This window comes from Heyndrickxia coagulans 36D1 (assembly GCF_000169195.2).
In the GTDB taxonomy this organism is placed as follows: domain Bacteria; phylum Bacillota; class Bacilli; order Bacillales; family Bacillaceae_C; genus Weizmannia; species Weizmannia faecalis.
On the sequence record NC_016023.1, the window covers coordinates 588,805 to 602,145 of the forward strand.

Consider the following 13,341-nt stretch of genomic DNA (forward strand, 5'->3'; position numbering starts at 1 on the left):
ATAGCATGAATTTCGCAAAACACAATAATTAATTTGCGGGCTCAAATTTTTATTGTGTTTCATCCTACTTTGTGGTATTCTCTATAATGGCGAGGTGAAAATTATGACCGTAAGCTATAAAAAACTTTGGAAACTCTTAATTGATAAAGATATGAAAAAGAGAGATTTAAGAGAAGCGGCTGGTATTAGTACATCTTCTATGGCAAAACTCGGGAAAAACGAAAATGTAACGACTGATGTTCTTGTGAAGATTTGCAAGGCCTTAAAGTGTGATATTTCTGATATTATGGAGATTGAGCCGGATGAATAGTGTAGCATCAGCTTTTGTTTAATAGTAACGCAACAATGATGTTAATTGATTTATTATGAACAAAGCTGGAATTAATAAAATATTTTGAAGTGAGGTTATAGAGATGAATAATCAATTTTTTAATACTGTTCTTGAGATATTAAAACAGGATCAACGTTTTTTTACTGATAACGGGGAATTGCTACGTAATTCTGTATACGAAGCAGCAATGCAAATGGATTCAAATCTCATTAAATTACTATTATCAAACGAAGAAACTAAAAAGCGCTTCTTTACTGATATTGACGGAATTCTCGTTTTCGATAAAGTAGGATTCGGATGGGTAATAAACAACAGAGAATTCTTGCCTGATTCATATACTCGTTATAAAAATAAAATAGGCCTCGCAAACAGCCGAGATGAGTATATATCTACATCAAAAGATGTGGAACTCGTTTTTCCCTATAAAGACTGCATACTTGAAGGCGGTCAGACAAAAGAAGACCAAAAGCGGGAAGAGATATTTTACAATGAAACGCTTGCACCGGATGAAGTGGACAGGCTCTTATACCCCAAGGTATTCAGCAATGCAAAGCGTTATTATACCGATGGTACAGAGCCCGTCACCGAGTTTAAAGACACTGATAACCTCATTATAAAAGGAAATAATCTGCTTGCAATTTCTTCTTTACTCAAAAGATATGAGGGGAAAATAAATCTTATTTACATAGATCCACCCTATAATACGGGAACGGATTCTTTCGGATATAACGATAACTTTAAGCGTTCGACATGGCTCACATTTATGAAAAACCGTCTGGATATTGCTCAGAAGCTGTTGTCTCCTGAGGGTGCCATTTACGTTCAATTGGATTATCATCAGGTTCATTATGCTAAAGTATTAATGGATGAAATATTCGGGGAAAGCAATTTTCAGCGTGAAATTATATGGCGAATCGGTTGGTTGTCAGGCTATAAAACGACAGACAACAACTGGATAAGAAATCACGATACAATACTATTTTATTCAAAGGATTATAAAAGGCTCAAATTCATAAAAAATTATATTCCAAAAAGCGAATTCAAGGAAATAGCAAATACTAATATCGAAAGGTACCCTATCGAAGATGTTTGGAACGCAAATGAATACGACGACCTTAATAGCATTGCTATTGTATCGTTTTCCGGAGAAACCGTTTCAAAAATGCTCACACCTCAGGATGAAGTAAAAGGTCAGAAGTCCGAAAAATTAATAGAGCGAATAATAAAAGCGCATACAAATGAGGGTGATATCGTATTGGATTTCTTCGGCGGTACCGGTACTACCGCTGCAGTTGCCCATAAATTAAGACGACGTTATATAGTATGTGAACAACTCGATAAACACATAGATATCTGTATTCGCCGTATGAATAAGGTTATCGAAGGAGAACAAAGCGGCATATCAAAAAAGAACAACTGGCAAGGCGGCGGCTCTTTTGTTTATTGCGAGCTTGTAAAGCTAAATCAGAATTATGCCGATAAAATACAAATTGCCGAAAATGATAATGAACTTTCCGGTATTTGGTACGAAATGAAGGAAACCGGTTTTATAAGCTGCTATGTAAATCCAAAAGACATTGATATCGAGTCAGAAGATTTTAAATCTCTCTCATTTGATGAAAAAAAGCGTTTACTTATGGAGCTGCTTGATAAAAATCAACTCTACGTTAATTACTGTGACATTGATGATGAGGATTATAATATTTCAGAAGCTGACAAGGCATTTACTAAAAGCTTTTACGAGGGGGTATAATAGTGTACCTATATGAGCAAATTCAACAAGCAAAGAATTATGGAGCATACAAAGAATTACCAAAATATATTCCTGATAATCTAAATCCTTCTTTTGAATTACGTCCGTATCAAAAAGATGCCTTTTGCGATTTTATAACATATTTCGAAAATGAAGCACTTTGTAGAAAGCCAACACAGACACTTTTTCATATGGCAACTGGTAGTGGAAAAACACTTATTATGGCAGGACTTATGCTATATCTTTTTAAACAAGGATATAGAAATTTTCTCTTTTTTGTAAATTTATCTAATATCGTACAAAAAACAAAAGAAAATTTCTTAAATCGTACTTCATCGAAGTATCTTTTTGCTGATGAAATTAATATTGACGGAGAAAAAGTTAAAATTCGTGAAGTTAATAACTTCCAAGCAAGCGATCCGAATGAGATAAATATTTGCTTTACAACTATACAAGGGCTTCATTCAGATATATGGTTTGTCAAAGAAAACTCTGTTTCTATAGATGATTTTCGTGATAATAAAATAGTTCTTATATCGGACGAAGCCCACCATCTCAATGTTGATACTCGCCGCGGCAACAAAAAAGAAATTGAAAATTATAGGAGCTGGGAAAGTACAGTTAAGAGTATTTTTGAAATGAACAATCAAAATGTATTACTCGAATTTACTGCAACATGTGACCTTGCAAACGAAAATATAAAACGCGAATACGAGAACAAAATAATATTCGATTATCCTCTAAAGAAGTTTAGGGAAGATGGATACTCAAAGGAAATACGCACCATGCGTTCCGACATACCAATTATGGAACGAGCATTACAGGCGATTGTATTAAGTCAATACCGCTTAAAAATATTCGAAGATTTTCGCATTAGCTGCAAACCAGTTGTCTTATTTAAAGCTAAGACTATTGCTGAAAGCAAAGCGTTTATGAAAGAGTTTATTGATACCATAAAAAATCTGAATGGTTCAGTCCTAGAACGGCTGGCATCTATTACGGAAATAGACACTATGAAAAAAGTATATTCGTATTTTGAAAAAAACGGAATAACCTTTGAGCAATTGGCACAAGAAATAAAAGAAGCTTTTGGGGAAGATAAGTGCCTTTCAGTTAATGAAGATTCTGAGGCAGAAAAGAATCAAATAATTGTCAATTCGCTCGAAGATGCCGATAATCCCTATCGAGCAATTTTTGAAGTAAGAAAACTAGATGAGGGTTGGGATGTACTTAATTTGTTTGACATTGTACGTCTTTATGAAACTCGAGATGCAAAAAATGGCGTCCCCGGCAAAACGACAATAGCAGAAGCACAGCTTATAGGACGAGGAGCAAGATATTATCCGTTTAAAGTGGAAGAATGGCAAAATAAATATCAGCGAAAATTTGATAAAGATTTGGATCACCCCCTTCGCGTCTGTGAAGAACTATATTATCATTGCCAAAATGAATCTCGTTATATTGCCGAATTATATAGAGCACTAAAAGAAATTGGTCTCTATATGGAAAATACAGTCACGAGAACATATAAATTAAAGGATGAATTTAAAGCAGATCCACTTTATCAGCAAGGATATGTATTCTATAATGAAAGGCTGATAAAAAACAGATCAGAAGTTACAGGTCTATCACCTACTATACGCAATCATTCATATGATGTAACTATTGCAACTGGTCGTGCAGCTGAGGATACTATAATGTTAGGTGAAGAAGGAACAAAAGAGAGTTCGGTAACAACATACACTAAACATACATCTTTTGCTGAAATGGCAAGGATTAATTATTCGTTAGTACATCGAGCTCTTCGTAAGTATGATGTGTTTAAGTTCAATAGACTAAAAAGCTATTTCCCACAATTAAAATCTATAAGCCAATTTATCTTTGACGATAATTATCTTGGAAATGTAAAAATAGATATTACTTCAAGATATGAGGATCCTTCACCTGCTATCCTTTATGAGGCTTGCGTCAATGTTTTGAAAAAAATAGCTACTTCAATTTCTAGTATTGAAGAAACTTATGAAGGATCTAAAACGTTCATTGCAAAATATATTCGAGAGGTATTTAAAGATAAGCGGGTAAATTATACTAATCCTACAGATGGAGGCTTAGGTGTTTCACAAAACGATAGTACTGTCCCTATGGCCTGGAAGCTTGATTTATCTAAAGAAAATTGGTTTGTATTTGAAGATAACTATGGAACATCAGAAGAAAAAGCATTTATTGCGTATTTCAAACAATATGTTGATAAACTAAAAGCTAAGTATGATAAAGTTTACCTAATACGGAATGAGCGCCAATTAGCAATATATTCTTTTGATGGTGGTGAACGCTTCGAACCAGATTATCTATTATTTTTACATTCGCCTAAAGTTAATGGGTATGAACAACTACAGATATTTATTGAGCCGAAAGGTACCCATCTTGTAAAAAATGATGGATGGAAAGAAGACTTTTTATTACAACTTGAATCAAATGCCATTCCTGTAGTTAAATTTGCAGACGACAATAATTACAGGATATGGGGATTCCATTTCTTTAACAGGGATTTAAGACGTAAAGAGTTTGATGAAGATATGAATCGGCTTTTATAATATCGCATTTATACAAATATTGCTAAATTTATATTTGATTTACATCTATCCTGTATCCTCAACCCCCGAAAAAACGGCGGTTATCTAATCTGGTAACTCAACTATAGATTTTCGGGACGGTTGATATGTTCCCTCAAGCAACAAAAATAGGGTTTCCTGACATTGCCACACATCCGGCAGATCGGCCTTGAGAAAAGCTAAATGTCTGGAAACCCTTTATTTACAAGCTTTTCAGTTTTTTATTACTCAACTCTTGATAGAGTAGAACAGTGGGAATACCACCGTCCCCTCATCAAACCGTACGTGCGGTTTTCCCGCATACGGCTTTCCGATATTCTTCTTCCTTCAGCATTCAGCCGCAAATACTTGCCAGTCCTGCCTGTACGGTCAATTCTCTGACCTTAGCCGCATTCCCAAGCCTGTAGTTGCGTTGTTTCTTCCGATTGTACCACCGGGTAAATTTGTGATTGATATACTTATCTATCTTCCACAACCATGGTCTGGCAAATCGTCTGGTATAATAGTTTCTCATACCAATGATTTTTGGATTGAGCAGCTTCACCATTTTTTCCATGCTCAACAGCAGTTTACTCGGACTTGCAAACACCTCTTTTATGTTGGCTCTCATTTTCTTCATAGCCTTCTTGGACGGTACCTGCTGTAATGTCCAATACCACTGCCAGCTTTTGTTTCTGAAACGCTGAAATCTATTATTAAAGCCAAGAAAATCAAAACTGTCTTTTCCAAAATACATATCAACCAGCCTTGTTTTCTCACTATGTAGTGTTAATTCCAGCTTTCTCATAATCCACTTGACTGCACGTAAGGCTTCCTCTGCATGAGATAATCTCTTGCACAGTATCACAAAATCATCTGCATAACGTACTAATTCACCCAGATGTCCAAAAGCTTTATTCCAATATATATCAAAATAATTCAGATATACGTTGGATAACAATGGTGAAATAACTCCGCCCTGTGGTGCCCCAACTGTACTTTCACTGTACTGACTGTCTTCCAGCACTCCTGCCTTCAGCCAGCCTTTTATCAGCTTCAGCACTCTACGGTCAGTTATTCTCTGTTTGACCAGCAAAAGTAGTTTGTCATGGTTGATGCTCCCGAAATAATCTTTTATGTCAGCATCTATTACCCATAATGCCCCACCTTTGTCAGCTACTTCGAATATCCTATCCATTGCCTGTTTAGCACTTCGTTTCGGTCTAAAGCCATACGAACAAGGCTGAAAATTGGCTTCAAATACTGGTTCTATTACTATCTTTGTAGCCATCTGTACTACTCTGTCCTTAATCGTAGGTATTCCTAATGCTCTTTTTCTACCATCTTGTTTTGGAATATAGGTTCGTCTAACAGGCTTGCATCGATATTTCTCTGTCCGCAATTCTTCCGCTATTTCGTTCAGCAGTTTTTCTTCGCCGTACGCTTTCACGTCTTCAATACTGACTTTATCGACACCACCTGCTCCACCATTCTGTTTTACCCGTTTCCATGCTTCTTCTAAGATATCCTTACGGTATATCTTGTCATATATTGCATAGAACTTTCTCTTTCGGTCAGCTTTGGCTGCAAGGTATAGTCTGTTTTGGAAGTCTCGTACTTTTTCATGGGTGTTAATAGCTTTATCGGCAATCACCGGTAACTACCTCCTTTACAGACATGAATAAAGTTGTGCCCCTTTCCTATGTACAGTTTTGCTGTCTGTACAATCTTCGGTACTATGAGCACTTCTGACTGCCTCTTTGCAGGATTGCAACTTCGCTATCGCTTATATGCATCCTCTTTACAGTTTCCTGTGCAAAGTAGGCTCTCTCCAGTTCCGACAAATACTTTCCTAACGTGTCACTACCTCTACACCGCAGGGTTCCTAGGTATTGCATTTAGGGTTCTTCATACCGTCTGCTGTCTTCGCTGTTGATGTCCCAGCTCGACTCCCTGTTGTTCCCTTTCGGGAATGTCAATAACGGTGCGGCAGTATTCACTTCATGTTACGACCCGTCAGTTTGTCTGCTCTTTTCAGAGCATTCCGTAACGCTTCAACGCATAAATTGCTTCATACGCTGGTTACTGACTAAGTGGCTGCCCTACCTTTACCACTACAGGACTTTCACCTGTTAGCATTTGCCAGCTTCGCTGGACGCACACATCAATGTGACGCACTCCACATGCACCGTATGCGGAAACAGGTCCACCGGCTGGACGGCAGTCAGTTTGTAGCCAAACGGTTCGAGTTCTTTTATATCCGTTGCAAATGTGTCCGGATTGCAGGAAACATAGACGATCCGCTGTGGTTTTGCCCGGCCGATTTTGCGCATCACTTTGCCGCCGGCGCCGGAACGCGGGGGATCGAGGAGCAGCAGTTCCGGGTTGCCGAAGCTTTCCAGCACTTCATCAATCCCTTTGCGTGCGTCTTTGGCAAGGAAATATGTGTTTGAAATGCCATTGTCTTTTGCATTCCGTTTGGCAGATTCAATCGAGGTTTCGACGATTTCAATGCCGGCAAGTTCCCCGACACGGTCCGCAAACGGCAGCGAGAATGTGCCGACGCCGCAGAACAGGTCAATCATTTTTTCCGTTTTCTCCGGCCGGCCCATTTCAAGCGCAAGATCGACGAGTTTCTGTGCCTGTACCGGGTTGGTTTGGAAAAATGTATCGAACCATATCCGGTAACGGTAACCGCCCATTTCATCGTAAATAAAATCACGTCCAGAGAGGACATGTGTTTTTTCCGCCTGTGTCCGGTCTGCCCAGTCGGTATTTTCGAGCCAGAGCAGGCTTTTTACTTGCGGGAATTTGCCGGTGATCCGCTCTGCCAAATCGCGGGCCGCTTCAGCTAGTTCCCCATCCGGCGCTTTTGTTGCAAACAGGGCGAGCATCATTTCCCCTGTTGCAAAAGACTGGCGCACCATTAAGTGGCGTAAGAGGCCTTCGTGCGCATCTTTGTCATAGCCTTTTAAGCCATGCTCTTTTACCCACGCGGCCACTTCCATCGTGCCATCCACCATTTCTTTTCCGGCAATCAGGCAGGTTTCAAGTGGAATCACTTTCCGGAAATTCCCTTGCTCATGGAGGCCGAGCGATCCATCCGGAGCAAATGTAAATTCCATTTTATTGCGGTAATGCCAAGGATTGTCCATGCCGATCGTATCACGGACAAGCGCCGGGTCAAAGCCTTGTGCGGCAATGGCTTCTTTTACATGAGCAGTTTTTTGTTTTAACTGGCCCTCGTATGCCCAGTGCTGCCAGACACAGCCACCGCAACGGTCAAAGTGCGGGCACATGGGCACCACCCTTTCCGGATGGGCTTTCAGAATTTCATCCGGCAGCGCCTTTCTTCTTCTTTTCTCCGGCTGATCCACGGTGACGCGTACTTTTTCCCCCGGAAGCGTACGCGGAATGGTCAGTTTTAATTTTTTCGCGTTACCAAGTTCATTTTCACGCCAGACAACCGCCTGCCCGGAACCTTTTGCATCAAGGCCGCGGATTTCTGTCACCAATGATTCCCCTTGCAAAATGGCCAATCCAATCACTCCTTCCATTGAAAAACAAATATCTTGAACACGTTTAAAGTGTAAAATTTTCGATTCAAAAAAACGGGCGTTTCACTGCCTTGTAATAGTATAATGGAAAAAAAGCGGTTTGCAAATGTGCATCGCGCCGTTGCAAGCCATCCCGTAAGTAGAGCTTGCTGGGCGAATCCGATTTTCTACCCAATTGATCAGCAGATGCTGTCTCAATATATAGAAGAAACTATCTGCAAAATGAGGGATTCTGTCTTCTAGTACGATGAAACAGCTCGCGAGTGCAATCTTTTCTCTAGATTTTTATAAACCAAATCTATAAATTTTGCTTATTCAACAAACCCGAAGCAAAACAAAGCCCGTGAATCTCGAGTTATCCACGGGCCTTGTTTTGCTTTCTGATTTCCAGTATTTTTGGCAGTTTGATCGCCAGATGTTCACGACATTTTCGCTGTTTTTCATATATATAGTCTGTTGCCTTTTCAATGGAAACAAGCTTGTTGATTTCATCTTCCTCTATATCGAAATCAAATTCATCCGATAACTCCACAGCCAGCTCTGAAAGATCGATCCAGTCCGCACCGAGATCATCGACAAAAAGGGTGTCGTCCTTTATTTCCGAAGGGTCATCATCGAAATCATTCAACACAATGTCGCGCACTCTTTCCCGGATATTTTCTTTTGAAATGGTTTCCCGCATCATCATCAGCTCCATTGTGTAAATGTTAACAAATTGTTTCTCATCTACTTTTAATAATAGTCATTTTACAACGCCAGCACAAGAATGCAATACCTGACGCCAGCTCTGAAGAGTAAATTCATCAATTTTTAGATGTTTTATGATAAAATGACTTATCCACATTTAGAAAATTTTTCCATCTATTTTTTCTGCTTTCAAAGCCAAAAAGAGCCGAATTTGCAAATTTCTTTTTTAAAATTGTGGATAACTTCAAAAAAACCTTTTTTTACATCACATCCTTTGCTATAATATAACCATTAAGTAAACCTTACTTGTATTGGCTTACTTAAATGGGTGAAATCCTCGTCTGTTAAAATGCGTGTCCGAAACGATTCCAACAGATTTGAGGATTTTTCTTTTGCCGTTTTTTTGAGTGCTTTTAAGATTGACGAACCTTTTTCAAACAGCTGTCTAATAATATCTGTTATTTGAACTAATAAATAATGATTTTTCATGGCTGTGTAGTTTTGGCTATTGGCATGTTCTATATTGTAACGATTATTTTTTTGTTCGTTAAATCCTTGATTTTCAATCTTCCAGCGGCTTCTTCCTGCAGCGATGAGCCGTTCCACGTTCTTTTTCGTGATTTTAATATCCGTTATAAATACATACTCTTTCGATTTCCCATCCTCTGTTTTCATTGTGGCCTCCATCAGATTGACCGTTCTGTCTTTGTAGGCAATATCATTCACCCAAACTAATGAATTCTGATCCTTACTTTGTTCCAGCTCTTTTATTGCCTTAAACTCCGTCGAGATACTTTTAATTCTCCCTTCCTTAAATCTGCATATATATTTCCATTTGTGCGCCCTGCACAGATTAAATACCGTTTCACATGCATAGAGACTATCTCCCAAGATACAAATCGGTAGTCTTTTAAATATTTTTTTTATTTTCTTTGCCAGCCTGTCGAAGGCTTTTAATTCACAATCTTGCTTAGAAACATTTTCTGATTCATTTTCGATAAATTCGGAGGCAATACTGAAGACCATATCCCCCACGACAAGCTTGGCTTCAAGTACATGGTGCATATAAAGTACGTTCGTTTCTCCTGTTTCTTTATTTGTATATGCCCGTCTCAGGCAGTGTTTACAATGTTTCTCATGAAAGGTGTGTAATCCAGTTCCATCAATGATGACACCCCAGTACTTTCCTTCAATTCGATAAGACTCGAGAGACCTTTTTTTCAATAATTCTTTAATCATATACGTTCTAATTTTTTCTAATTCATTTACATCTAAGCCAGATAAAAAGTCGTTAATTGTATCATAATGTGGAAGTTCTTCAAGAGAATCTAAGCCTAACACCTTCCCTACATTTTTAATACATTCTTCTTTATTAAAACTCTCACTCATGTTTCTCATGGATTTTAGGCCGGTCATATTTTTCAACATCATCGTAAATAAAAGGACCTCTGGACCATAAGTGATATAGCTTTGATGTCGGTGGTCTGCTACCTTTTTTAGGTTATTCATCAGGTCTTTGAAAAAATGCTTCTGAATTTTAAGGAACTCGAAAAAATAATTTGCTTCTTTTTCACGATTTCTTTTTTCTTTTCTGGTAACCAAAATAAAAACCTCCTCAAAACAGCCAAGTTTAATTAGGGCTTGCTGAACGAATCAAATTTTAGCTTGTATTCGACTTGTCACTAAGCCATGCCAAAATATTCGTCCAGCAAGCTCTAATTATTTAAATTATTACATATTTAGCCGCGTTTTTGGGAGGTTTATTTAAATTATCACGAAAAATTTTTACTCCTCAGGGCTGACCTGACGCTAACTTTTTTATGCCAAATTTTTCCGTGGAAAGGCCGCTGCCGCATTCCTTGGATGCGGATGCGCCCGCACAGCTACTCTACAAATCAAGTGACAAGGACGGATGCAAACACTAAAATGATAGTAAAGTGTAAACGGATTCTTTCGGTAAAGCATATGCACCATTCCTTTACCCAAAAGAATTTTCTCTAACCGTATATATCATATTGAACAAAACCGGGGATGCCTCGGCCATTCCAACTGATGCGACAAAACTGAAAATGGCCTCTGCACTTACGAAACGAGGAGGAAGATGGATGATTAGTTTTGAGGAACAAACGAAAACTTTCCATTTGCAAAATGATGAAGTGAGTTACCTTTTACAAGTGGATGCATTCGGCTACGTGGAACATCTGTATTGGGGAAAACCGGTGAGGGCCTATCACGGAGGGCGCGCCTATCCGCGCATTGGCCGCAGTTTTTCCCCGAACCCGCCCGGTGCAAAAGACCGCAAATTTTCGCTTGATACGGTACTGCAGGAATTCCCGGGTTACGGCAACGGCGATTTCCGTGAGCCGGCACATATTATCCGACATGCGGACGGGTCAACGGTCACGGACTTCCGCTACCGGGCGTATGACATTTTAAAGGGCAAGCCGGCGCTTCCCGGGCTTCCCGCTACTTTTGCCAATCAAAATGAAGCCGAAACGTTGAAAATCATGTTGGAAGACAAGCTTACAGGCCTTCAATTAACGCTTTTATATACCATCTTTCGCGATTTTCCGGCGATTTCCCGCGCGGCTGTGCTGACAAACGGCGGAAACAAACCTGTTCGAATTGAACGCTTGATGAGCCTGAATGTCGATTTCCCAGCCGGAAGTTTTGAACTTTTGCATCTCCCCGGCGCCCATAAACGCGAACGGCAAATAGCAAGAGAAATCGTAACGGACGGCATCAAGCGGATAGACAGCAAGCGCGGCGCCAGCAGCCATCAGGAAAATCCGTTTTTGGCGCTTGTCCGGCCTGAAACAACGGAATTCCAAGGTGAAGCATATGCAGTGAACCTCGTTTACAGCGGCAATTTTGCCGGAATGGTGCAGCAGGACCAGTTCGGGCAGGTACGCTTTGGAATCGGGCTGAATGATTTCGGGTTCAGCTGGACGTTGGAGCCGGGTGACACTTTTTATTCCCCTGAAGCGGTGATGGTATACAGCAGAGACGGGCTGAACGGGATGTCGCAAACGTTTCACACGCTCTACCGCCGCCACCTTTTGCGCGGCAAGCATAAAGATGCGGAACGCCCTGTATTGATCAACAACTGGGAAGCGACCTATTTCCGATTTCATGATGAAAAACTGCTTGAACTCGCCGACGAGGCGCAAAAGCTCGGCATTGAGCTGTTTGTGCTGGATGACGGCTGGTTCGGCCACCGGGACAATGATCGCAGTTCTTTAGGGGACTGGTATGAATACGCCGGAAAAATCCGGATGGGGCTCAAAAACCTGGCGGAAGAAATCCATAAACGCGGGATGCAATTCGGGCTCTGGTTTGAACCGGAAATGGTTTCGCGGGACAGCGACCTTTTCCGTGAACATCCGGACTGGGCACTGCAAATTCCGGGCCGCGGGCTTTCTGAAGGGCGCTCCCAATATGTGCTCGATTTTAGCCGTAGGGATGTGCGCGAAAACATTTTCCGGCAGATGACAGACATTCTGGATCATGTCCATGTTGATTACATCAAATGGGATATGAACCGCCATATGACAGAAGTCCATTCCGCCCTGCTGGAGCCGGAAAACCAGGGAGAGACCGCCCACCGCTATATGCTTGGGCTGTATGACTTTTTAGAAAAGTTGACGTCGCGTTACCCTGATATTTTGTTTGAAAGCTGTTCCGGCGGCGGCGGGCGTTTTGATCCGGGCATGCTGTATTATATGCCGCAAACGTGGACGAGCGATAATACCGATGCGGCCGACCGTCTGGAAATCCAGTACGGCACAAGCCTCGCCTACCCACCGGTTACGATGGGCGCGCATGTCTCGGCCGTTCCGAACCACCAAACCGGCCGGGTTACGCCGTTATCGACGCGCGGTGACGTGGCAATGGGCGGCAATTTCGGCTATGAGTTGGATTTGACAAAATGCACGGAAGATGAAAAAGCGGTGATCCGGGAACAGATTGCATTTTACAAGGCACACCGGCAATTGTTCCAGTTTGGCCGGTTTTACCGCCTGATAAGCCCGTTTGAAGGCAACAGCGCCGCCTGGCAATTTGTCTCACCGGACCGCAACCATACCATTGCCTATTTTTTCAACGTACTGTCTGAAGCAGCCGGCCCGTTGAAAATATTAAAACTGGCAGGCCTTGACCCGGACAAAAACTACCGGCATATTGAAACAGACAAAATCTACGGCGGCGACGAACTGATGAACATCGGGCTGTATTTGCCATTGTTTAACAAACAGGACTTTGCAAGTTACAAGATGGAGTTTAAGGTGGTATACGAGTAAAAACACCGCCCCTCTTCCCCGGCAGAGGACACTGAAAAACGGTGAGACACTATGAATGGGGGTGTCTTGCCGTTTTCTCTTGGACTTTTTCAGCGGCTTTTCCCCTCTCCTCTATTCATTTTTA

8 protein-coding genes are annotated in these 13,341 nt (G+C 40.8%); 4 read left to right on the top strand and 4 right to left on the bottom strand.

Features of this window, described 5'->3' with window-relative positions; all coding sequences use genetic code 11:
* The first annotated feature begins 103 nt into the window (after positions 1–103).
* From BCOA_RS20090 to BCOA_RS20100, 3 genes are all read left to right on the top strand, one after another.
* Positions 104–310 (top strand): helix-turn-helix domain-containing protein, encoded by a 207-nt coding sequence (locus BCOA_RS20090; RefSeq protein ID WP_014095939.1) that lies wholly within the window; start codon positions 104–106, stop codon positions 308–310.
* A gap of 103 nt (positions 311–413) precedes the next feature.
* Positions 414–2,084, top strand: coding sequence for a DNA methyltransferase (locus BCOA_RS20095; protein ID WP_014095940.1), 1,671 nt, complete (start codon positions 414–416; stop codon positions 2,082–2,084).
* Between the two features lie 2 nt (positions 2,085–2,086).
* Positions 2,087–4,678: a DEAD/DEAH box helicase family protein gene (locus BCOA_RS20100; RefSeq protein ID WP_014095941.1), complete on the top strand. Its 2,592-nt coding sequence runs from the start codon at positions 2,087–2,089 to the stop codon at positions 4,676–4,678.
* A 352-nt stretch (positions 4,679–5,030) separates the two neighbouring features.
* On the opposite strand, the gene ltrA is transcribed toward BCOA_RS20100, so the two are convergent.
* From ltrA to BCOA_RS20120, 4 genes are all read right to left on the bottom strand, one after another.
* On the bottom strand, positions 5,031–6,329 hold the full coding sequence (gene ltrA, locus BCOA_RS20105) for a group II intron reverse transcriptase/maturase (RefSeq protein WP_014095942.1): 1,299 nt from the start codon (positions 6,327–6,329) through the stop codon (positions 5,031–5,033).
* Positions 6,330–6,807: 478 nt separating this feature from the next.
* Positions 6,808–8,214: a 23S rRNA (uracil(1939)-C(5))-methyltransferase RlmD gene (gene rlmD, locus BCOA_RS20110; protein ID WP_014095943.1), complete on the bottom strand. Its 1,407-nt coding sequence runs from the start codon at positions 8,212–8,214 to the stop codon at positions 6,808–6,810.
* Between the two features lie 373 nt (positions 8,215–8,587).
* A complete protein-coding gene (locus tag BCOA_RS20115) occupies positions 8,588–8,914 on the bottom strand; it encodes an acyl carrier protein (protein WP_014095944.1) in 327 nt (108 codons plus the stop codon).
* Between the two features lie 296 nt (positions 8,915–9,210).
* Positions 9,211–10,521: a transposase family protein gene (locus tag BCOA_RS20120; protein WP_013858128.1), complete on the bottom strand. Its 1,311-nt coding sequence runs from the start codon at positions 10,519–10,521 to the stop codon at positions 9,211–9,213.
* Positions 10,522–11,024: 503 nt separating this feature from the next.
* Between BCOA_RS20120 and BCOA_RS20125 the strand changes: the two genes are divergently transcribed.
* Entirely contained in the window at positions 11,025–13,217 is a 2,193-nt protein-coding gene (locus tag BCOA_RS20125) for an alpha-galactosidase (protein ID WP_014095945.1), read from the top strand.
* Positions 13,218–13,341: the final 124 nt, after the last annotated feature.